Raw genomic sequence first — 21,547 nt, forward strand, 5'->3', positions numbered from 1 at the left:
GCAGGCTCAGCGCAGCTGGCTGTCCTTGCTGCCGCGACGGTTGTAGCCGGCGTGCGACTGTTCGTCCTGTTCCTCGGCTTCCTGGCAGGCGATGCACAGGCGCACCCCGGGCATCGCCTGGCGACGCGCTTCCGGGATGGGAGCATCGCATTCCTCGCAGTGCGAGCGGCCCGGCCCTTTCGGCAGCTGGCTGCGCGCACGCTTGATGCCGTCCTTCACGGTCGCATCGATCTGATCCTGCACCGCGCCATCGCCTGCCCAGCCGGTTGCCATGGTGGGTCTCCCGTCAATCTGCCCGTGTAGCGACTGTCTACCGCAACCGACGTTCAGATCCCGTCGGACCAGCTGACCGCCGGTGCCTGTGCGTCCTTGCGCGGCATGACGACGGTTGCGACCGCCTGCCATACCTTCAACGCGTCCACGGTCGCGGCGACGTCGTGCACCCGCACGATCCGGGCGCCGCGCTGCGCCGCCAGCAGGTGCGCGGCCACCGAGCCGTGCACCCGCGCCTGCGGATCTTCGCGGCCGGTCAGTTCGCCGATCGTGCGCTTGCGCGACAGCCCGGCCATGACCGGAACGCCGAGCTCGGTGAAGCGCTCGAGTTGCGCGAGCAACTGCAGGTTGTGCCCGGTGCTCTTGCCGAAACCGAAACCGGGGTCGACCACGATGCGCTTCTTCGAGATCCCCGCCATCTCCAAGGTGAACACGCGCTCGGTGAGGAAGCGGTGCACCTCCCCGACCACGTCGTCGTATTCCGGCGCGTCCTGCATCGAACGCGGCTCGCCGAGCATGTGCACCAGCACCACCGGCACCGCGAGCGATGCCGCCATGTCGAGCGCGCCCCCGCGGCGCAGCGCATAGACATCGTTGATCATCCCGGCGCCCGCCTCGACCGCCGCGCGCATCACGTCCGGCTTCGACGTATCGATGCTGATCGGCAGCGCGGTTTCGCGCGACAGCCGTTCGATCACCGGCAAGACCCGCTGGAGTTCCTCCGCGACCGACACCTCGCCAGCGCCCGGACGCGTGGACTCGCCGCCGACGTCGAGCAGGTCCGCCCCCTCCTCCACCAGTTTCAGGCCATATGCCACCGCTGCGTCGATGGTCGCGTGTGCGCCGCCATCGGAGAACGAATCGGGGGTGACGTTGACGACGCCCATGACCCGGGTGCGGTCGAGGCGGAGGATGCGGCCGGCGCAGTCGAGCTGGGGGGCGGTGTCGAACATTCGGGATTCGGGACTGGAGATTGGACGGGGATTGGGGATTGCGGCAGCCGATCGGGTTGTCATCCCGAGCGCAGCGAGGGATCTTGCCTGTGCCGCGTCGAACGGATCCTCACTGCACTCGGGATAGCAGTGTAGAAGATGCGCGACGTTCAGGCAGTGGGCAGGCTCCGTCCGCTTCAGCCTGCCAGCCGCGTCAGTTCGGTCGCCTCCTGTGCGCGGAGCCGGGATCCGCGCACCCCGATCCACACGCCGTGCGCCGACCGTTTGCCGCCGGCGCAATGCGAAAACGCCGGCTCCCCGGCGCTTTCGTGCATCCATCGGCGGACGCCCGGCCGCAGCCGGCCGGGCGCGCCGACGTCAGGTCTGCTCGGCCGGCCCGCCGATCGGAGGCAGCGGGCGCGAATCGCCGTCGCCGCCCTTGCCTCCACCCTTGCCGGACTCGATCCAACCCATCGGCGGCGGCGGGTCGCGGCCTTCCATGATCGCGTCGATCTGCGGCACGTCGATGGTCTCGTATTCGAGCAGCAGCTTCGCCATCGCGTGCAGCTTGTCGAGGTTCTCCGACAGGATGCCCGTGGTGCGCTCGTAGGCCTTGTCGAGGATGCCGCGCACGACTTCGTCGATCCTGCGCGCGGTATCGTCGGACACGCTCTTGTGCTGGGTCACCGATCGGCCGAGGAACACCTCGTCCTCGTCCTCGCTGTAGGCGATCGGTCCCATCTCGTCCGACAGGCCCCACTTGGTGACCATGTTGCGCGCCATCTTGGTTGCGCGCTCGATGTCGTTGGACGCACCGGTGGTGACCTTGTCGGCCCCGAACACCAGTTCCTCGGCCACGCGGCCGCCGTACAGCGAGCACAGCTGCGATTCGATGGTGGTGCGGTTGTAGCTGTACTTGTCGCCCTCGGGCAGGTACATGGTCACGCCCAGCGCGCGGCCGCGCGGAATGATGGTGACCTTGTAGACCGGGTCGTGCTCGGGGACCAGGCGGCCGACGATGGCGTGCCCGGCCTCGTGGTAGGCGGTGAGCGTCTTCTCTTCCTCGCTCATCGCCATCGAGCGGCGCTCCGCGCCCATCAGGATCTTGTCGCGCGCCTTGTCGAAGTGGTCCATGCGCACGTCCTTGCCGTTCTCGCGCGCGGCGAACAGCGCCGCCTCGTTCACGAGGTTGGCCAGGTCGGCGCCGGAGAAGCCGGGCGTGCCGCGCGCGATCACCAGCGGCTCGACGTTGTCGGCCAGCGGCACCTTGCGCATGTGCACGCGCAGGATCTGCTCGCGTCCCTTCACGTCCGGCAGGCCGACCACGACCTGGCGGTCGAAACGGCCCGGGCGCAGCAGCGCGGGGTCGAGCACGTCGGGTCGGTTGGTCGCGGCGATCACGATCACGCCTTCGCCGCCCTCGAACCCGTCCATCTCGACCAGCAACTGGTTCAGGGTCTGCTCGCGCTCGTCGTGGCCGCCGCCCAGGCCGGCGCCGCGATGGCGGCCGACCGCGTCGATCTCGTCGATGAAGATGATGCAGGGCGAATGCTTCTTGGCCTGCTCGAACATGTCGCGCACGCGGCTGGCGCCGACGCCGACGAACATCTCGACGAAATCCGAGCCGGAGATCGAGAAGAACGGCACCTTGGCCTCGCCGGCGATGGCCTTGGCCAGCAGCGTCTTGCCGGTACCGGGCGGGCCGACCATCAGCACGCCGCGCGGGATCTTGCCGCCCAGCTTCTGGAACCTGGAAGGATCGCGCAGGAACTCGACCAGTTCGGACACTTCCTCCTTGGCCTCGTCGCAACCGGCGACGTCGGCGAAGGTGACCTTGGTCTGGTCCTCGTTGAGCAGCTTGGCGCGCGACTTGCCGAACGACATCGCGCCCTTGCCGCCGCCCTGCTGCATCTGCCGCATCATGAAGAACCAGAAGCCGATGATCAGCGCCACCGGCAGCAGGTTGATCAGGATGTACATGAGCGACGGTCCGCTCGAGGGCGGCGCGGCCTGGATCTCGACCTTGTGGTTGATCAGGTCATCCATCATGCCTTCGTCGCGGCGCGGCGCGATCACCGTGCCGTTCTCGCCGCTCTTGGTGACGAATTCGACCGTCTTCTCGTCCTCGGCGATCTTCACCGACTTGATCTGGTCGCGACGCACCTGCTCCATGAACTGCGAGTAGCGCACTTCGCTGGTCGCGCCGGTGCCCGGGTTGAAGCTGTTGAACACCAGCATCAGCACCACGGCGACCATCGCCCACAGCAGGAGGTTCTTCACCAGGTCATTCATCGGGATTTCCGGGACTCCAATGGGGTCATGCTACTTGATTGCCGCCAGCTTGCCCTGGGCCAGCGCATAGACTTCAGGCGAACGCCTGCGCGAGGCGGCGGGCTTGCGGATCGCGACCTTCGCGTAACGCCTGCGAAGCTCGCGCACGAAATCGTCGAAACCCGTGCCTTGGAACAGCTTGATCAGGAAGGTGCCGCCGGGCTTCAGGTGGCGGTCGGCGAACTCCATCGCCAGTTCGGACAGGTACATCGCTCGCGGCTGGTCGACCGCTTCCACACCACTCTTGTTGGGGGCCATGTCCGACAACACAAGGTCCACGGCCTGGCCCGCCAGCATCGTCTCAAGCCCGGATAAGACCGCATCTTCCCTGAAATCGCCATGAAGGAACTCGACCCCGGCCAGCGGCGGCATCTCCAGGATGTCCAGGGCAAGCACCCGCCCGGGCCGCGCCGGATCCAGCCGGTCCAGCTCCTGGCGGATCCACTGCGACCATCCGCCCGGGGCCGCACCGAGGTCGACCACGACCATGCCCGGCCTGAGCAGCCGGTCGCGCTCGACCAGCTCCTCCAGCTTGAAGGCCGCGCGCGAACGCAGGCCCTCGGCCTGGGCCTTCTTCACGAAGGGATCGGAGAAGTGTTCCTTCAGCCAGCGCTGGCTGCTCTTGCTGCGGGTGGCCATGCGTTCATCCCCCTCCCCCAGGGGGAGGGCCGGGTGGAGGCGGCCGGTGCGGATGCGGAGGCACGGCGCCTCCGGAAAAGAGGTTGCGGGCGGCATGATACCCTGCGCCCAATCCTCCACCGTCCAGCACCCGATGTCGATCGACCTGACCGCCGCCCAGAACCGCTTCCTGCGCGGCCAGGCACATGACCTCAAGGCGATGCTGCAGGTGGGCGGCAAGGGCGTGACCGACGCGGTGGTCGCCGAGATCGACGGCGCGCTGGAGCACCACGAGCTGATCAAGATCAAGGTCGCCGCAGCCGACCGCGACGCGCGCGACCAGCTGATCGGCCAGATCGCGCAACGCAGCGGCGCCGCGCTGGTACAGCGGATCGGCCACGTCGCGGTGCTGTACCGGCCGTCGAAGGACAAGCGCCAGATCGTGCTTCCCCGGGCCTAGCCTCCGAGCCGGATGCAACTGGTCCACGAACAACCCGATTTCGAGTTCTTCCTGCGTGGCGCGGACGGACGCAGCGCGCTGGTCAACGACCGGCGGCTGGCTGCCAGCTTCATCGTCGCCCCCGATCGCCTGCTGGAAGACTGGCCGGTCGACCACCCGCTCGCCCTGCGCGTGGCCGACCTCGAACCGATGCTCGCCCTGCAGCCGGAGCTGATCGTGCTCGGCTGCGGCGCGGTCCAGGCGTTCCCGCCGCAGGACACGCTGGCCGCCTGCCTCTCGCGCGGGGTCGGGCTGGAAGCCATGACCAACGCCGCGGCCGCGCGCACCTACAACGTGCTGGCCGGCGAAGGGCGCCGGGTGGTGGCCGGGTTCATCCTCACGGGGTGATCCTTCCGGGCTTGCGGATCGCACATCGGGCGACACCCGGCGCGCCGCGCCGGGCCGGGGATCCGCCGGATCCGCCGTCGAGACGCCTCAGCGGCGCGGCAGGTGCTGGAGCGGGTCGACCGGCTTGCCGTTGTAGCGTATCTCGAAATGCAGCATCTCGCGCGCCGCGCCGGTACTGCCCATTTCCGCGATCTGCTGGCCCGCGGCTACCCGCGCGCCTTCGTTCACCAGGCGCGTGCGGTTGTGACCATAGGCTGACAGCCACTGCTCGTCGTGCTTGACGATCACGAGCTCGCCGTAGCCGACCAGGCCGGAGCCCGAATACACCACCACGCCATCGGCGGCGGCGCGCACCGCCTGGCCGCTCCTGCCGACGATGTCGATCCCCTGCCGCGTGGGATCGCCGGCGGCGAAGCGGTTGAGGATCTGGCCATCGGTCGGCCAGCGCCAGCCCAGACGGCTGCTCGCGGGCGGCGGCGCGGACGGTTGCGGCGGGGTCTGCGTCGGACGCACTGGCGGTCGCTGTGCCGCGGCGGCAGCCGCGCCAGCTGAACGCGACGCGCTCCCGGCTCCGGGATACAGCCGCAAGCGTTGCCCCGGGTAGATGGTGTAGGGCGGAGAAATGCCGTTCCACAGCGCCAGGTCCATCGGGCTGATGCCGTTGTTGACGGCCAGCCGGTACAGCGTGTCGCCGCGCCTGACCACGATGCTCGCGCCCGGCTTCGGAGTCGAGACCCGCGGCGTGGATTCCGTGCCGGGCGTGCGCACCACCTTGCTGCTGCAGGCGCCGAGCACGCACAGGGCCAGCAGCGCTGCCGCGGGCGCACGCAGTCGCGGAAGCCATCGCCGTGCGTTGATGCGTGCCATTCCCGACTCCACCGCAGCCCCTGTCTTCGCGCCGACGCCGATCATGCCGCGAACCGCTTGAACAGTTCCTGCGCCACCAGCCCGCCGCCGCCGATCAGCACGCTGAAGTACACCATCGTGCCGATGTTGGCGAGGTGGCCGAGCAGCACGGCGCCGCCGTCGCGCTGGATGAACCCGATCGCATACGCCAGCAGCGCGAATCCGGGCAGGGTGTTGCTGAACGGAACGAATCCAAACGGCGCCATCAGCAGCAGCGCCGCAAGGATGAAGGCCAGGTTGTTGACCATGTCCTGCAGGCGTCCGTCGACCAGCGCACCCAGGCGGTGCGGCCTGCTCAGCTTCTCGAGCCGCTGCACCCATCGCAGTCCGCCTGCCAGCCCGGGCCGAAGGCGGTCGGACGGCAGCCGGCGGTCGCGCACGCGCGCGGGCAGCCATAGCTGGCGACCCAGCAGCCGGCTGACGCCCACCAGCAGGATCGCGGCGCCGAACACCGTGCTGACGCCGGGAATCGACACCGGGATCAGGAACACCAGGGTCAGCAGGATGCACAGCAGCAACAGGCCCTCGTCGCCGAACAGGTCGAGCAGTTCGCCCAGGGTGACGTGGTCGGGCGGCAGCCGTTCGATCATGCCGGCGATCTGCGCGCCGAGGCTGTCGTTGTCGCCGCCGGGGGCGGCTTTCGCATCGGAATTCGTCATCGAATCAGCCCACCGTGCCGGAGAGCAGCGGCACGAACACCACGGGGCCCAGGTCGCGGCGGGAGATCGAGCCATCGGCTTCCCTGCGCAGCATGAGCAGTTGCTGCGCGCTGGCGGCGCCTACCGGCGCGACCAGTACGCCGCCGGGCGCCAGCTGTCCGGTGAGCGCCTCGACCAGCGCCGGCGCGCCAGCGGTCACCAGGATGCCGTCGTAGGGGCCGTTCTCGGGCCAGCCGACGCGGCCATCGTCGTGCTTGCTGCGCACGTTGAGGCCGAGCGAGCGGAAGCGCTTGCGCGCGACGCGCAGCAGGTCGCCGATCCGTTCCACGGTATGCACTTCCAGCCCCAGCGCGGCCAGGACGGTCGCCTGGTAGCCCGAGCCGGTACCCACTTCCAGCACCCGCTTCGGCTCGTAACCGTCGGCGAACAGGGCCTCGGTCATGCGCGCGACCACCCACGGTTGCGAGATGGTCTGGCCATGGCCGATCGGCAGCGCGGTGTCCTCGTAGGCGCGGGTGGCCAGCGCCTCGTCGACGAACAGGTGGCGCGGCACGGTGCGGATCGCGTTGAGCACGCGCTCGTCGGCGATGCCATTGGCGCGCAGGCGCTCGATCAGGCGGTCGCGCACGCGCTGCGAGGTCATCCCGAGGCCGATCGCCTCGGGCTGCAGGCGCAGTCGCGGCGTCATCATCCCTGCGGCTCCTTCAGCTCCGCCGCGAGGCTGCCGACCCAGCTCGCCACCTGCTCCAGCGCCTGGTAGCGGGTGAGGTCGACATGGATCGGCGTGATCGAGATGTGGCCATAGCGCACCGCATGGAAATCGGTGCCGGGGCCGGCATCCATCTCCGGTCCCGCCGCACCGATCCACCACCAGGTGCGGCCACGCGGATCCTCCTGCTTCGTACAGGGCTCGGCGCGGTGGCGATTGCCCAGGCGCGTGACCTCGAAACCGGCGATCTCGCCCCAGGCGCGGTCGGGCACGTTGACGTTGAGGATGGTGTCGGCCGGCAGCGGATCGCCCTTGAGCCGCTCGACGATCTCCACTGCCGCGCGCGCCGCGGTCTCGTAGTGGCGGCCGTCGTGGTTGACCGTGGCCAGCGACATGGCGATCGCCGGCAGGCCGAGGAAGCGCCCTTCCATCGCCGCGGCGACCGTGCCCGAGTAGATCACGTCGTCGCCGAGGTTGGCGGTGTTGTTGATGCCCGAGACGACGAGGTCCGGCTCCTGTTCGAACATGCCCGTGATGGCGACGTGGACGCAGTCGGTGGGCGTGCCGTAGACGCGCCAGACCGACTGCTCGAGCTGCTGCACGCGCAGCGGCATGTCCAGGGTCAGCGAGTTGCTGGCGCCGGAGCGGTCGCGGTCGGGGGCGACGATCAGGACTTCGTGACCGGCATCGCGCAGCCCCTGCGCCAGGATGCGGATGCCGGGGGCATCGACGCCGTCATCGTTGCTGACCAGTACGCGCATGAACCTCTGGATCTACCCTTGCCGCGGAGTCGTCGCGCCATGATACCGGATGCGCACGCCGCGATCCGGACCCGGGCCCCACATCGCGGCATACTGCCGATTCATGACGAAGGGCCGCACGCCACCCGATGACGACGACGCGGCGCTGTTCCGCAGCGCGATCGGCCGCGTGCGCGAACTGCCGCCAGCCGCCGCACCGCCGGCGCGTCCGAAGCCGCGACCGGGCACGCGCATGGCCGACCTGGACGAGGCCGAGGCGAAGGACGAGTTCCTGCGCCTGCTCGGCAGCGAGCCGGTGGAGTCGGGCGACACACTGCGCTACCGCCGCGACGACGTGCCTGCGCGCGTGCTCAAGCGTCTCGCCCAGGGCCAGTACGCGGCGCAGGACGAACTGGACCTGCACCACGCCACCGCGGCTGCCGCCGCGACGCTGCTGCGGCGCTTCCTGCTCGATGCGCGCGAAGCCGGCACGCATTGCGTGCGCGTGATCCACGGCAAGGGCTTGGGCTCGGACGGCGTGCCGGTGCTGAAGAACCTGGTCGATCGCCAACTGCGCCAGCGCGCCGACGTGCTGGCGTTCCATTCCGCCCCGGCGGCGCAGGGCGGTACCGGCGCGGTGCTGGTGCTGCTCAGGCCGCGCGGAGCGTGAGACCTACTGCTTCGCGGCGACCCGCTTGACCGGCGGGTTGACCCAGTGGACGTCGACGCCCCTGCGCAACGCCATCGACTGCACGATCGCCACGTATTCGCTGTCGATGACGATCGCGCCCGGCGCGGGCGGCGGCGGTGGCGCGGCGGACACCACGCGGTGCGTGCCTGCGCACGCGGTCAACAGCGTCGCGACGATGAAGAAGGAGAAGAGACGAAGCGGTCTGCTCATGGCGGAATCCTCCCGTTCCGGCGCCAGCGCACGATGCAACCGGCGTCACCGCAGATATACGCCCACCGGGGCCGGACACCAGTGCCGGGGGCATCATTCCGACGAGTGGTCGACGATGGGGCCGACGTGCACCGCGCCCAGTTCCGCCAGCACGCTGGTCGCGTAGGCGCCCGGCGGCAGCGAGAATCCTAGCCGCAGCGTCGCTTCGTCCGGCCATTCCCAGGTCGGTTCGCCAGGGCGAAGCCGCGTCGCTCGCCGCTCCTGGCGCAACCCCGCCGCCTCCAGCCCCGCGCGCAGGCGCATCGCCGGCTCATCGCCGAGCGCCGATTCCTCGAGTTCGCGCGCCGCACCCTGCGTGCGCAACTCGCCCTCGCCCCACAGGGGCGCAGTGGGGTGAATATCGAAGGCCGCGAGCCGCGCCGCCAGGGACGCGCCGAACGGCTCGGGACCGAACACGCTGCGGCTGCCGGCGAGCATCCAGACCTCGCCCTCGAGGCCGGCATCCCAGGTGCCGTCGTGCACGCGGCGCGCGAGCACCCGGTTGAACAGTTCCGAACGCGCGGCCGACAGCAGCAGCGAGCGTTCCTCGCGGCGCACGCGGCGGCCCGCGAACATGGCCAGCGCACGCGCCAGGTTGCCCCCGTCGCGTCCGAACCGCTGCTCGCCGAAGTAGTTGGGCAAGCCGCGCGCGGCGACCGCCTGGAGGCGTGCCTCGATCGGCTCGCGTTCGCCCTGCACTTCACGCAGGGTCAGGATGAAGCGGTTTCCCGCCAGCGCGCCGCGTGGCAGCTTGCGCCCGTGCCGGACCGCATGCAGCACGCGCAGCGCCTCGCCGTTCGCCGCGTCCTCGAACGCCAGCGCCTCGATCGGTGGATCCGCGCGCCCAGGCAGTTGCACCGAGAAGCGCTGTCGCGTCAGTGCATGCCGGTCCTTGAGTCCGGCGTGACCGATCGCAGACTCCGCCACCCCCGCCCATTGCGCGATGCGGCGGGCGACGAACGCGCTGTTGAGCCCGCGCTTCTCGATCGTCAGCAGCAGATGCTCGCCCGCACCGTCGGCCTCGAACGCGTCGATTTCCTCGACGACGAAATCCTCCGGCGCCTGCCGGAAGCGCGCCTGCAGGACCGGCACGCCATGCGCACGCGGCGGATTCACGGGCAGGCCGCGCCCCGCAGGCGCACGATCCCGCAGCCCGGGTCGACCACGGGCGTTCCCGCCGGCAAGCGCCGAAGGGCCTTGCGCCAGCGCGGCGTCAGGCCCGGAGCATCAGGTCCCATCGGGCACCAGCAGGCATGCCGCCAGCGCCGCGATCCCTTCGCCCCGGCCGGTGAAACCCAACCGCTCGCTGGTCGTGGCCTTGACGCTGATCCCGTCCACGCCGATGCCGAGGTCCGCGGCGATCAGTGCACGCATCGCCGGCGCGTGCGGTCCGATCTTCGGCCGCTCGCAGACGACGGTGACATCGGCATTGCCCACGCGCCAGCCGCGCGCGCGCAGCAGGCCGTCGCAGTGGCGCAGGAACGTGCGGCTGTCGGCGCCCTTCCAGCGCGGGTCCGACGGCGGGAAATGCACCCCGATGTCGCCCAGTGCCAGCGCGCCCAGCATCGCGTCGCACAACGCGTGCAGGACCACGTCGCCGTCGCTGTGTGCGAGCACGCCACGCTCGTGCGGCACGCGGACGCCGCCCAGCATGACGTGGTCGCCCTCGCCGAAGGCGTGGACGTCGTATCCCTGCCCGATGCGTACGCTCACGGCAGGAACAGTTCGACCATGCGGTTCATGTCGACATGGCGGATCAGTGCGGCGGCTTCGGCGGAGACGCGCGGATCCACGAACAGGCCCTCCCCGGCCATCTCGCCCACGCGGCCGAACGCGCGCTGGAAGGCGACGTCTCCCGATCCCTCGCGGAACGCCTGCTTCGCCTGCGTGGCGCAATCGACCGTCAACAGCCGCTCCATCAGCGCGCCCATGGCCTTGTTGGCCGCGTCACGCTGGACCTGGCTGACCTGCGCCATGCCTTCGAGGTCCGGATGCAGCGCGATCGCCGAGAACATCCACTGCACGAGCGTGCGCTTGTCGTCCGCATCCGCGGACGCGACGACGCAGGCCTCCAGCTCCGCCGGCCCCTCCTGCGCGGCCACCGCGCCCCACGGCAGCAGGACCGACACCGCGGCCAACATCTTCACGCGAAAACGCCTCATTCGATTTCCCCTGGTTGACGCCGCGACAGCACGAATTCGAATCGCGCCAGATCGCTGGCGGTGGTGACCTTGAAGTTGTCCTCGGCGCCCTCGACCAGCAGCGGGCGCATCCCCTGGCGTTCCATCGCCATCGCCTCGTCGGTGACCGCGAGGCCTGCCTCGGACGCGGCCTCCAGCGCCCGCGCCAGTTGCAGTCGACGGAACAACTGCGGCGTCAGCGCACGCCACAGCCGTTCGCGCGGCTCGGTCCGGTCGATGCCGCCGTCGTCCCCCGCGCGCTTGAGCGTGTCGCGCACCGGCGCGGCCAGGATCGCGCCCACGGGGTCGTTGCGGCCGCGCTCGAGCAGCGCGGTCAGGTCGCCGTGGCGCAGGTTCGGCCGCGCGGCGTCGTGCACCAGCACGAAATCGTCGGCGCGCACCTCGTCAGGCAATGCCAGCAGGCCCGCCAGCACCGAGTCCGCCCGCGATTGGCCGCCGGCACAGCGCAGCAGCGGCTTGCCCGAGATCTCGCGCCAGTCCGGCCAGTGCCGGTCGTCGTCGGCCAGGACTACGACCGCGCCGCGAACCCCCGGGTGCGCGAGCAGCGCCGCGAGCGAATAGGCGATCAGCGGACGGCCCTCGACCTCGACGTACTGCTTCGGCAGCGCGCCGCCGAAGCGGGCGCCGCGACCGGCGGCCGGCACGATCGCCCAGACCCCGCCGCGGACCTGCTCCGGGCTCATGGCTCGTCCCCCGCCGCCGCGCCCTGATCCGGCACGGTCCGCGGTGGCGCAGGTACGCGGTCGTCGTCGACGACGCGGTAGAAGATCTCACCCGGCTTGATCATGCCCAGTTCGTTACGCGCGCGTTCCTCGATCGCCGCCTCGCCGGACTTCAGGTCGGCGACTTCCGCCGCAAGCGCCGCGTTGCGCTGCTCCAGTCCTTCGTTCTGGCGACGCTGCTGGCCGACCCGCGCGTCGAGTTCCTCGACCGCACGGGTGCCCCCGTCGCCCAGCCAGAGCCGGTACTGCAGCCATCCCAGCAGCACGACCAGCGCCAGCAGCATCCACCGCAACCAGCGCATCGCGGCGATCCGTCAACGCTTCAGCGAGACGAACGCGTCGCGACCGGCGTACTTCGCGCCCGCGCCGAGCTGTTCCTCGATGCGCAGCAACTGGTTGTACTTGGCGACGCGATCGCTGCGGCACAGCGAGCCGGTCTTGATCTGGGTCGCGGTGGTGGCCACCGCGATGTCGGAGATGGTGGTGTCCTCGGTTTCGCCGGAGCGGTGCGAGACGATCGCCGCGTAGCCGGCCTGGTCCGCCATGGCGATCGCCTCCAGCGTCTCGCTGAGCGTACCGATCTGGTTGACCTTGATCAGGATCGCGTTGGCGGTGCCCGAATCGATGCCCTGGCGGAAGATCCTGGGATTGGTGACGAACAGGTCGTCGCCCACCAGTTGCACGGTCTTGCCGACGCGCTCGGTCAGGGCCTTCCAGCCGTCCCAGTCGTCCTCCGCCATGCCGTCCTCGATGGTGACGATGGGATACTGGGCGGCCCAGTCGGCCAGGAAGTCGACGAACTGCTCGCCGGTCAGGCGCTTGTTCTCGCCGACGAGGTTGTACTTGCCGCTTTCGAAGAATTCGCTGGAAGCCACGTCCAGGCCCAGCTGCACGTCCTCGCCGGCGCTGTAGCCGGCCCTGCCGATCGCCTCGAGGATGGTGTCGAGCGCTTCGACATTGCTGCGGAAATCCGGGGCGAATCCGCCCTCGTCGCCGACCGCCGTGCTCAGGCCGTGGCCCTTGAGCACCGACTTGAGCGCATGGAAGATCTCGGTGCCGCAGCGCAGCGCCTCGGAGAACGAGGCCGCCCCCACCGGCAGCACCATGAACTCCTGGAAGTCGACGTTGTTGTCGGCGTGGGCGCCGCCGTTGATGATGTTCATCATCGGCACCGGCAGCACTGGCGCGCGATCGCCGGCCAGGTGCTTCCACAGCGGCAGCTTGCGCGAGGCCGCGACTGCATGCGCGTTGGCCAGCGACACCGCCAGCAGCGCGTTGGCGCCCAGGCGGCCCTTGTTCTCGGTGCCGTCGAGGTCGATCAGGCGCTTGTCCAGCCCGGCCTGGTCGTCGGCGTCGAAGCCGGCCAGCGCCTCGGCGATCGTGCCGTTGACGTTGCCCACGGCCTTGAGCACGCCCTTGCCGAGGTAGCGGGTCTTGTCGCCGTCGCGCAGTTCGACCGCTTCCTTGGCGCCGGTGGAGGCGCCGGACGGCACCGCCGCGCGGCCGAACGATCCATCGGCCAGCGTCACTTCGGCTTCGAGAGTGGGGTTACCGCGGGAGTCGAGGATTTCGCGGGCGTGGATCCTGGCAATCGTGCTCATCGTGTCGTCGGGTTCCGTCAGAGGGTGGATTCGAGAAAGCCGTGCCGCTTGGTCACGCGGTCGAGCTCGAGCAGGGTCGCCAGCAACGCTTCCATGCGATCGAGCGGCCAGGCGTTGGGGCCGTCGCTGAGCGCCTTGGCAGGGTCGGGATGCGTCTCCATGAACACGCCGGACACGCCTACGGCCACCGCCGCGCGCGCCAGCACCGGGACGAACTCGCGCTGGCCACCGCTGGAGCTGCCCTGCCCGCCCGGGAGCTGCACCGAATGGGTGGCGTCGAACACCACCGGGCAGCCGGTGTCGCGCATCACGCTCAGCGAGCGCATGTCAGAGACGAGGTTGTTGTAGCCGAAGCTGGCGCCGCGTTCGCAGACCATGATCTGGTCGTTGCCGGTCGACTTCGCCTTCTCCACCACCGGCTTCATGTCCCAGGGCGCCAGGAACTGGCCCTTCTTGATGTTCACCGGCTTGCCGGCGCTGCAGACCTTGCGGATGAAATCGGTCTGGCGCACGAGGAAGGCCGGGGTCTGCAGCACGTCGACGACCGAGGCGACCTCATCCATCGGCGTGTACTCGTGCACGTCGGTCAGCACCGGCACGCCGATCTGCCGCCTCACCTCTCCCAGCACGCGCAGGCCTTCTTCCATGCCGGGACCGCGGAAGCTGCTGCCCGAGGTGCGGTTGGCCTTGTCGAAGCTGGACTTGAAGATGAAGTCGATGCCGAGCCGGCCGGTGATCTCCTTGAGCTTGCCGGCGACGTCGAGCTGCAGTTGCTCGCTCTCGACCACGCAGGGGCCGGCGATCAGGAAGAACGGCTGCTCGAGGCCGACCTCGAATCCGCACAGCTTCATGCCTTGCTCCATGTAGGAGCGGCCCATGGCCGCGACCGCCTGGCGGAAAAATCGTGTCGCGCCCACGGGGCGCTCCTACAGGGGCACGTCATGCGGAAGCCTCCTTGAGCAGCTTGCCGCCGGCCTTCTGTTCGCGCGCGGCGCGGATGAAGCCGATGAACAGCGGATGGCCGCCGCGCGGCGTGGACAGGAACTCGGGATGCGCCTGGCAGGCGATGAACCAGGGATGGCCCGGCAGTTCGATCATCTCCACCAGCAGGTCGTCCATCGACTTGGCCGAGATCACCAGGCCCGCGTCCTCGAGCTGGGTGCGATAGCGGTTGTTGAACTCGTAGCGGTGGCGGTGGCGCTCGCCGACCACATCCTTGCCGTACAGCTCGCGCGCCTTCGTCCCGGGCTTGAGCCGCTGTTCCTGCAGGCCCAGGCGCATGGTGCCGCCAAGGTCGGATTTCTCGTCGCGCTTCTCGATCTCGCCCGTCTGGGTGCGCCACTCGGTGATCAGGCCGATCACCGGATGCGGGGTCTGGCGGTCGTTCTCGGTGCTGTTGGCGCCTTCCAGGCCGGCGAGGTGGCGGGCGACGTCGACCACCGCCGCCTGCATGCCGTAGCAGATGCCGAAGTAGGGAATGCCTTGTTCGCGCGCATGCTGCGCCACCAGCACCTTGCCCTCGAAGCCGCGGTCGCCGAAGCCGCCCGGCACCAGGATCCCGTCGACCCGGCCCAGCGCCTTCTCGGCCCCGTCGCGTTCGATGTCCTGCGATTCGATCCACTTCAGGTTCACGCGGGTGCGCTGGCGGATGCCGCCGTGCTTGAGCGCCTCGCCGACCGACTTGTACGCATCCTTGTGGTCGACATACTTGCCGACCACGGCGATGGTGACCTCGTCGATCGGGTGCTCGGCCGCGTCCACCACCGCCAGCCATTCGGACAGGTCGGCCACCGGCGCAGCCTTGTCGCCCAGGCGCAGGCGGTCGACCACGATTTCGTCCAGGCCCTGCGCATGCAACCACATCGGGATCTTGTGGATGTTGTCCAGGTCCACGGCCGAGATCACCGCCTTCTCCGGCACGTTGGTGAACGAGGCGATCTTGCGCCGCTCGCCGTCGGGCAGCGGCTGCTCGCTGCGGCACAGCAGCACGTCGGGCTGGATGCCGATCGAGCGCAGCTCCTTCACCGAGTGCTGGGTGGGCTTGGTCTTGAGCTCGCCAGCGGCGGCGATGTACGGCACCAGGGTCAGGTGCATGAACACCGCCTTGTCGGCGCCGCGGTCGGTCCGGATCTGGCGGATCGCCTCCAGGAACGGCAGCGACTCGATGTCGCCCACGGTGCCGCCGATCTCCACCAGCGCCACGTCGAAGCCCTGGGTGGCGGCATCGATGCAACGCTTGATCTCGTCGGTGATGTGCGGGATCACCTGCACGGTCGCGCCCAGATAGTCGCCGCGGCGCTCCTTGCGGATCACCGACTCGTAGATCTTGCCGGTGGTGATGGAGTTCTTGCCGCCGAGGCGGACGTTGATGAAGCGCTCGTAATGACCCAGGTCGAGGTCGGTCTCGGCGCCGTCGTCGGTGACGTAGACCTCGCCGTGCTGGAACGGGCTCATGGTGCCCGGATCGACGTTGATGTACGGGTCCAGCTTCATCATCGTCACCCTCAGGCCGCGGGCCTCGAGGATCGCGGCCAGCGACGCGGCCGCGATGCCCTTGCCGAGCGAGGACACCACGCCGCCGGTGACGAAGACGAGCGGAGTGACGGGACTGGGGGAGGTCATGGGGGGAGGCACCCGCTGGAAAGCCCCATTCTACAGGCTCGCGTCCGCGGTTGCCGCCCGGGCCGGGCCCGGGGCGGCGCGGCCGCGGGCACGCCGCGGCACCTCAGGTGGCGTAGCGACGGGTGAACGTGTCGCAGACCACGGTCATGGCCTGGCGCCAGCGCGCCATCAGGGCGGCATCGGCTTCCGGATCGGTCTGCGCCACCACCGTCATCAGGCTGTCGATCCAGTACGGGTACAGCGCCGGGTCGACCGGCGCCCGGCCCTTCAGGCTGTGCACGTCGGCCATCTCTTCCGTCGAGCGCCGCGACAGCGCGCTACCGGCGGCATGGAAGATGGCCACGCTGATGCCCCGGCGCAGGGCCAGCCGTTGGCGACCCATGTCGGTGCCGGCGAACAATGGCGCGATCGCCGGGTGACTGGCGATGAACACCTCGTAGAAGCGTTCGATGAAGCGCTTGTCACGCAGGCAGCGGCCATAGCTCTGCTGCAGGTCCTCGTACTGGTCGGTCATCGCGGATCTCTCCCCTTGGCCCGCGAAGCCTGCCCGACGGCGCACGGGCGGACATTGATCCGGCGCAATGCGGGCGCGCCGTCGCAGCTCCCGCGACGGCCTGCGCCGAGCCTTGACCACCCCGCCGGCGCGGCCCATCCTGCGCGCCACCGCCGCCACCCCACCAGCGCCACTGCCGATGAATTCCCGCTACAACGCCGCCGACATCGAAGTCCTGTCCGGCCTGGATCCCGTCAAGCGCCGGCCCGGCATGTACACCGACACCACCCGCCCCAACCACCTCGCGCAGGAGGTGGTCGACAACGCGGTGGACGAGGCGCTGGCCGGGCATGCGCGCGAGATCGCGGTGACGCTGTTCAGGGACGGCAGCTGCGAGGTGTCCGACGACGGCCGCGGCATGCCGGTCGACATCCACCCCGAGGAGAAGATCCCCGGCGTGGAGCTGATCCTCACCCGGCTGCATGCCGGCGGCAAGTTCAGCAACAAGAACTACACCTTCTCCGGCGGCCTGCACGGCGTCGGCGTGAGCGTGGTCAACGCGCTGTCAACCCTGGTGGAAGTGCACATCAAGCGCGACGGCAGCGAGCACCGCATCAGCTTCCGCAATGGCGATCGCGCCAGCCCGCTGGAAGTGGTGGGCGCCGTCGGGAAGAAGAACACCGGCACGCGCGTACGCTTCTGGGCCGATCCGAAGTACTTCGATACGCCGAAATTCAACGTGCGCGCGCTGCGGCACCTGCTGCGCGCCAAGGCCGTGCTGTGCCCGGGCCTCACCGTCACGCTGTTCGACGAGGCGAGCGGCGAACGCGACAACTGGCACTACGAGGACGGCCTGCGCGACTACCTGCGCGGCGAGCTCGCGGGACGCGAGCTGCTGCCGCCGGAGCTGTTCGTCGGCCAGCAGAAGAAGGACACCGAGGTCGTCGACTGGGCCGTCGCCTGGGTGCCGGAAGGCGACCTGGTGCAGGAAAGCTACGTCAACCTGATCCCGACCGCGCAGCACGGCACCCACGTCAACGGCCTGCGCACCGGCTTCACCGATGCGCTGCGCGAGTTCTGCGATTTCCGCAGCCTGCTCCCGCGCGGCATCAAGCTGGCGCCCGAGGACGTCTGGGACCGTGTGTCCTTCGTGCTGTCGGTGAAGATGACCGACCCGCAGTTCAGCGGCCAGACCAAGGAGCGGCTGTCGTCGCGCCAGGCCGCGGGCTTCGTCGAAGGTGCGGCGCACGACGCGTTCTCGCTGTGGCTCAACCAGCACGTCGAGTTCGGCGAGCGCATCGCCCAGCTCGCGATCGAGCGCGCCAGCCTGCGCCTGAAGACCGAGAAGCAGATCGTCCGCAAGAAGGTCACCCAGGGGCCTGCCCTGCCCGGCAAGCTCGCCGACTGCATCTCGCAGGACCTCTCGCGCACCGAGCTGTTCCTGGTCGAGGGCGACTCGGCCGGCGGCAGCGCCAAGCAGGCGCGCGACAAGGATTTCCAGGCGATCCTGCCGCTGCGCGGCAAGATCCTGAACACCTGGGAAGTCGCCTCCGGCAGCGTGCTGGCCTCGGAGGAAGTGCACAACCTGGCGATCGCGATCGGCTGCGACCCGGGCAAGGACGACATCTCCGGCCTGCGCTACGGCAAGGTCGTGATCCTGGCCGACGCCGATTCCGACGGCCTGCACATCGCCACGCTGCTGTGCGCGCTGTTCCTGCGCCACTTCCCCGCGCTGGTGCGCGCGGGCAACATCTTCGTGGCGATGCCGCCGCTGTTCCGCGTCGACGTCGGCAAGCAGGTGTTCTATGCGCTGGACGAAGAGGAAAAGCGCCTGTTGCTGGAGAAGATCGAGCGCGAGAAGCTGAAGGGTTCGATCAACGTCACCCGCTTCAAGGGCCTGGGCGAGATGAACCCCTCGCAGCTGCGCGAGTCGACGATTCATCCGGATACGCGCCGGCTGGTGCAGCTGACCGTCGACGAGGATCTGGAGACGCGCGGGCTGATGGACATGCTGCTGGCGAAGAAGCGCGCGGGGGACCGGAAGGCGTGGTTGGAGCAGAAGGGCGACCTGGCGACACTGGAAGTCTGAACAGGCGATTCATTCGCATCGGCCGTGGCGACGGCCTCATTGTCATCGCTGCGTATTGTGCACAGCAGCGCGGAGCAGAAGGGCGACCTGGCGACGCTGGAAGTCTGAGCGGGCGATTCATCGGACCGACTGTGGCCAGGGCCTCCAGCCCCACGGCGGTCACCGTTACCTCCGCAGTGCTACCCGATTGGGTCTCACGTCGCCGGTTTCGCTGCGATCTGATGGGACCCGCCGCAACCGGGCGGCCTTTGCGGCGANATATCCCCCGGCCTGCGCCTGCCGGCACAGGCCTCCTCCTTGATTTCGCCGCAAAGGCCGCGCGGCCGCAGCGTGGCTCGGCTGACGGATGGTTCCGTGAAGCCAAGGCGGCCGAGTCATCCGTTCCGTCCAGAATGCCCGCGAGTCGGCCGCACCCGCTCTACACCGAAACGCCCACGATCTCGACACGCGGGTGCGGATGCCCCTGGGTACGAAATCAAGGAGGAGGCGACGGCCGCTGGCCGTCGCCGGGGGACATTCGTACCCAGGGGTATCCGTACCCGGCGCCCCGCGATCGGATCCGACGCTGCGCTTCTTCCTGGCCTGGAAAGAAGCACCCGAAGGAAGACCCCTTCCCGACTTTCTCTCGCCCGGCAGCGAGTGGAGAAACCGAGCAGGTCGCGCGGTCACGTCACGGCTTTCAGTCCCCGCCAGCGGCGTGCCATCTCAGCACGGTGCCGTCCTTCCGGTCAGGACGCGCGCCGGGGCGGTCGGCGGCATACGGCTCGCCGCTGTCCGGCAGGATGCCCAGGTAGCGGTGGGTCTTCATCGACAGCAGCATGACCTCGCCGCGCAGCAGGTCCTGCCACATGAACAGGCTTGCGGACGATTGCTCCGGCAGCAGGCGCACGTCCGCCGACAGGCCGATGCCGACCACGGTCAGGAAGCCGCTGCCGTCCATCGCCTCGAATGCCACCTGCCCCTGGCCGCGGTCGTGCACGCGGAAACGCGCGCCATTCGACTTCGCCTCGTCCGAGTCGGCCGCCACCGGCTGCAGCACGCCCAGCGGGTGCACCCGCGCGACCGTGTCGTCGCCGAGGTTCGACAGCGACACCACCTGACCCAGCGGGAGGTTGCGCGAGCGGTCGGCCAGCGGCTCGTGCACGCGGAAGTCGTCGAAATCGGCATGGCCGCCTTCCCGGCCTGCCGTGTTGAACGCAAACAGCGCGTAGCGCGAGCCCTGGAAGGTCTTGAGCTGGTACGGCAGCCGGACGGGGTCGCCGATGTCGGCGTAGCGCTGGCCGTCGACGCTCCAGGAGTAGCGCGCGAAGTCGTCGTCGTAGTCGCCGGCCACGCGCAGATACACCTCGCTCGATTCCAGCGGCACGTCCACATGCCGATCGCCGAGCTGAGAGTACCAGCGCAGCAACGCACCCGCCTCGCTGCGCATGATGCCCAACCACGACGCCGGCATGTTGAGCAGGCCGAGGCCGGCGACGTCGCCCGGCGCGAGGCCGGACGCATCCAGACGCACGGTCGCCGTGGACTCGGGGCCGATCACGCGCTGTGTCAGGGTGTTGCGTGCCCACAGGAAATCGTCCGCGGGCAGCGCATGCAGGCGCAGCGCGCCCGGCCGCTCGACCAGCGACCACTTGCCGTCGACCGGCTGGTGGTTCCACTGCCAGACCGGTTTCAGCGCATCCGTGGAGAAATCGTCGCTGCGTGCATAGGTCGCATGCGGCGGCGTCTCGACGCCGACCTCCGGCTTGAGCCAGGTGCGCGGCGAACGGCCGAGGTTGCCGGCCAGGCCGAAGTACGGCCAGCCGTCCCGCCAGGTCACCGGCGACAGGAACGTGGTGCGGCCGATGGACTTCACGTCCATCATCGAGAAACCCCACCAGTCGCCGTTCGGGGTCTGCACGATGCCGCCCTGGTGCAGCGGCACCGCGCCCAGCGCATTGTCGCCCGGCTTGTGCATCGAGAAGCGCGTCGCACCGGTCGGCACCGGCGTGCGCTGGCCCACGCCATCCTCCCACCAGCCGCGCTGGGTGCCCATGGTCTCGCTGGCGCTGATCGCCACCGTCTCCCAGGGCCCGTCCAGCCGTTCGGCGCGGGCGGCCTGCATCCGCCCCACCGGCGCGTAGTTGGCGCTGATGATGTAGTAGCGCCCGTCGATCTTGTAGAAGTGGTGGCCCTCGCCCATGCCGTTGCCGGCGGGGATGATCACCCGCTCGCTGCCCTCGACGACGCCACTGAGGTCGGACTTGATCTCGACCAGGCGCACTTCGTTGTAGTTGAACACCGCATACACGCGGCCGTCGTCGTCGAACAGTACCGAGAGGTCGTGCAGGTTGCGGTCGATGCGCGAATGCGTCCACGGCCCCGCCGGATCGGTCGCGGTGAACACGTGCAGGCCGCGCTCGTTGACGTTGACGAAGATGTGGAACCGGCCGTCGTGATGGCGCAGGCTCGGCGCCCAGATGCCCTGCCCGTACAGGTCGCGGCCATCCTCGAGCCGGTACTCGGGACCGGGCGGGAACCCGGTCATCGCGTACGACAGGAATTCCCAGTTCACCAGATCGCGCGAGCGCAGCACCGGCAGCCCGGGCACCGCGTGCATGGTGGTGCCGGTCATGTAGAACCAATCGCCGACGCGGATCAGGTCGGGATCGGAGAACTCGTCGTACAGCAGCGGGTTGGTGAAGGTACCGTTGCCGTTGTCGGCGGTCCAGGTGGTGGCGCGGTCGCTGGCGAAGGCCGGCGCCAGTGCCAGCAGCACGCAGAGCAATCCGGCGATCACATTCCTCACGCGCACCTCCTTTCAGAAATCCCTTCGCCTGTTCCGGGGAAGACCGGACGTCGTGGGGGTCCACCCGAGTCGCAGT

23 protein-coding genes are annotated in these 21,547 nt (G+C 69.4%); 4 read left to right on the forward strand and 19 right to left on the reverse strand.

The window, feature by feature from the left end; all coding sequences use genetic code 11:
- Positions 1-6: 6 nt before the first annotated feature.
- From JMO03_RS09480 to rlmE, 4 genes are all read right to left on the reverse strand, one after another.
- Positions 7-273 (reverse strand): DksA/TraR family C4-type zinc finger protein, encoded by a 267-nt coding sequence (locus tag JMO03_RS09480; RefSeq protein ID WP_202842769.1) that lies wholly within the window; start codon positions 271-273, stop codon positions 7-9.
- 53 nt (positions 274-326) lie between these two features.
- Entirely contained in the window at positions 327-1,226 is a 900-nt protein-coding gene (gene folP / locus JMO03_RS09485; RefSeq protein WP_202842771.1) for a dihydropteroate synthase, read from the reverse strand.
- A gap of 357 nt (positions 1,227-1,583) precedes the next feature.
- On the reverse strand, positions 1,584-3,497 hold the full coding sequence (ftsH, locus tag JMO03_RS09490; protein ID WP_202842773.1) for an ATP-dependent zinc metalloprotease FtsH: 1,914 nt from the start codon (positions 3,495-3,497) through the stop codon (positions 1,584-1,586).
- 30 nt (positions 3,498-3,527) lie between these two features.
- Positions 3,528-4,175, reverse strand: coding sequence for a 23S rRNA (uridine(2552)-2'-O)-methyltransferase RlmE (gene rlmE / locus JMO03_RS09495; RefSeq protein ID WP_202842775.1), 648 nt, complete (start codon positions 4,173-4,175; stop codon positions 3,528-3,530).
- 133 nt (positions 4,176-4,308) lie between these two features.
- Here rlmE and yhbY point away from each other — a divergent pair, with 133 nt between their 5' ends.
- Entirely contained in the window at positions 4,309-4,614 is a 306-nt protein-coding gene (gene yhbY / locus JMO03_RS09500; RefSeq protein WP_202842777.1) for a ribosome assembly RNA-binding protein YhbY, read from the forward strand.
- 12 nt (positions 4,615-4,626) lie between these two features.
- Positions 4,627-5,001 (forward strand): Mth938-like domain-containing protein, encoded by a 375-nt coding sequence (locus JMO03_RS09505; protein ID WP_202842779.1) that lies wholly within the window; start codon positions 4,627-4,629, stop codon positions 4,999-5,001.
- An 87-nt stretch (positions 5,002-5,088) separates the two neighbouring features.
- Here the strand turns inward: JMO03_RS09505 and JMO03_RS09510 are convergent, their stop codons facing one another.
- From JMO03_RS09510 to surE, 4 genes are read right to left on the reverse strand one after another with little or no spacing between them, the layout of a single operon-like run.
- Positions 5,089-5,868 (reverse strand): peptidoglycan DD-metalloendopeptidase family protein, encoded by a 780-nt coding sequence (locus tag JMO03_RS09510; protein WP_202842781.1) that lies wholly within the window; start codon positions 5,866-5,868, stop codon positions 5,089-5,091.
- A gap of 41 nt (positions 5,869-5,909) precedes the next feature.
- Positions 5,910-6,566, reverse strand: coding sequence for an exopolysaccharide biosynthesis protein (locus tag JMO03_RS09515; RefSeq protein ID WP_202842783.1), 657 nt, complete (start codon positions 6,564-6,566; stop codon positions 5,910-5,912).
- Positions 6,567-6,570: 4 nt separating this feature from the next.
- Positions 6,571-7,254 carry a protein-L-isoaspartate(D-aspartate) O-methyltransferase gene (locus tag JMO03_RS09520; protein ID WP_202843032.1) on the reverse strand — a complete coding sequence of 228 codons (684 nt, stop codon included), beginning with the start codon at positions 7,252-7,254 and terminating at the stop codon, positions 6,571-6,573.
- The gene (surE, locus tag JMO03_RS09525; protein WP_202842785.1) at positions 7,254-8,036 is read right to left on the reverse strand and encodes a 5'/3'-nucleotidase SurE; all 783 of its coding nucleotides are present in this window, start codon (positions 8,034-8,036) and stop codon (positions 7,254-7,256) included. The genes JMO03_RS09520 and surE overlap by 1 nt, the downstream gene beginning before the upstream one ends.
- Before the next feature lie 103 nt (positions 8,037-8,139).
- Here surE and JMO03_RS09530 point away from each other — a divergent pair, with 103 nt between their 5' ends.
- The gene (locus tag JMO03_RS09530) at positions 8,140-8,685 is read left to right on the forward strand and encodes a Smr/MutS family protein (protein WP_202842787.1); all 546 of its coding nucleotides are present in this window, start codon (positions 8,140-8,142) and stop codon (positions 8,683-8,685) included.
- A gap of 3 nt (positions 8,686-8,688) precedes the next feature.
- Here JMO03_RS09530 and JMO03_RS09535 read toward each other — a convergent pair whose 3' ends face one another.
- The 10 genes from JMO03_RS09535 to JMO03_RS09580 all read right to left on the reverse strand — a co-directional run bounded on the left by JMO03_RS09535 (position 8,689) and on the right by JMO03_RS09580 (position 16,615).
- Positions 8,689-8,916, reverse strand: coding sequence for a hypothetical protein (locus tag JMO03_RS09535; RefSeq protein WP_202842790.1), 228 nt, complete (start codon positions 8,914-8,916; stop codon positions 8,689-8,691).
- Positions 8,917-9,009: 93 nt separating this feature from the next.
- Positions 9,010-10,071 (reverse strand): tRNA pseudouridine(13) synthase TruD, encoded by a 1,062-nt coding sequence (gene truD, locus JMO03_RS09540; RefSeq protein WP_202842792.1) that lies wholly within the window; start codon positions 10,069-10,071, stop codon positions 9,010-9,012.
- A 111-nt stretch (positions 10,072-10,182) separates the two neighbouring features.
- Entirely contained in the window at positions 10,183-10,668 is a 486-nt protein-coding gene (ispF, locus tag JMO03_RS09545; protein ID WP_202842794.1) for a 2-C-methyl-D-erythritol 2,4-cyclodiphosphate synthase, read from the reverse strand.
- Positions 10,665-11,117, reverse strand: coding sequence for a hypothetical protein (locus JMO03_RS09550; protein WP_202842796.1), 453 nt, complete (start codon positions 11,115-11,117; stop codon positions 10,665-10,667). The genes ispF and JMO03_RS09550 overlap by 4 nt, the downstream gene beginning before the upstream one ends.
- The gene (gene ispD, locus JMO03_RS09555) at positions 11,114-11,839 is read right to left on the reverse strand and encodes a 2-C-methyl-D-erythritol 4-phosphate cytidylyltransferase (RefSeq protein WP_202842798.1); all 726 of its coding nucleotides are present in this window, start codon (positions 11,837-11,839) and stop codon (positions 11,114-11,116) included. Before ispD ends, JMO03_RS09550 begins: the two co-directional genes overlap by 4 nt.
- Positions 11,836-12,180: a cell division protein FtsB gene (ftsB, locus tag JMO03_RS09560; RefSeq protein ID WP_202842800.1), complete on the reverse strand. Its 345-nt coding sequence runs from the start codon at positions 12,178-12,180 to the stop codon at positions 11,836-11,838. Before ftsB ends, ispD begins: the two co-directional genes overlap by 4 nt.
- A gap of 12 nt (positions 12,181-12,192) precedes the next feature.
- Positions 12,193-13,479, reverse strand: a complete 1,287-nt coding sequence (gene eno, locus JMO03_RS09565; protein ID WP_202842801.1) for a phosphopyruvate hydratase — start codon at positions 13,477-13,479, stop codon at positions 12,193-12,195.
- Between the two features lie 17 nt (positions 13,480-13,496).
- Complete coding sequence (kdsA, locus tag JMO03_RS09570) at positions 13,497-14,330, reverse strand: 3-deoxy-8-phosphooctulonate synthase (RefSeq protein WP_202843033.1); 834 nt, start codon at positions 14,328-14,330, stop codon at positions 13,497-13,499.
- Between the two features lie 88 nt (positions 14,331-14,418).
- Positions 14,419-16,101: a CTP synthase gene (gene pyrG, locus JMO03_RS09575; RefSeq protein ID WP_202842803.1), complete on the reverse strand. Its 1,683-nt coding sequence runs from the start codon at positions 16,099-16,101 to the stop codon at positions 14,419-14,421.
- A 103-nt stretch (positions 16,102-16,204) separates the two neighbouring features.
- Positions 16,205-16,615 (reverse strand): globin family protein, encoded by a 411-nt coding sequence (locus JMO03_RS09580; RefSeq protein ID WP_202842805.1) that lies wholly within the window; start codon positions 16,613-16,615, stop codon positions 16,205-16,207.
- A 178-nt stretch (positions 16,616-16,793) separates the two neighbouring features.
- Here JMO03_RS09580 and parE point away from each other — a divergent pair, with 178 nt between their 5' ends.
- The gene (parE, locus tag JMO03_RS09585; RefSeq protein WP_202842807.1) at positions 16,794-18,683 is read left to right on the forward strand and encodes a DNA topoisomerase IV subunit B; all 1,890 of its coding nucleotides are present in this window, start codon (positions 16,794-16,796) and stop codon (positions 18,681-18,683) included.
- 679 nt (positions 18,684-19,362) lie between these two features.
- On the opposite strand, the gene JMO03_RS09590 is transcribed toward parE, so the two are convergent.
- Complete coding sequence (locus JMO03_RS09590) at positions 19,363-21,471, reverse strand: glycoside hydrolase family 43 protein (RefSeq protein WP_337926393.1); 2,109 nt, start codon at positions 21,469-21,471, stop codon at positions 19,363-19,365.
- Positions 21,472-21,547 lie beyond the last annotated feature (76 nt).

The organism is Luteimonas saliphila (genome assembly GCF_016774335.1).
Classification (GTDB): domain Bacteria; phylum Pseudomonadota; class Gammaproteobacteria; order Xanthomonadales; family Xanthomonadaceae; genus Luteimonas; species Luteimonas saliphila.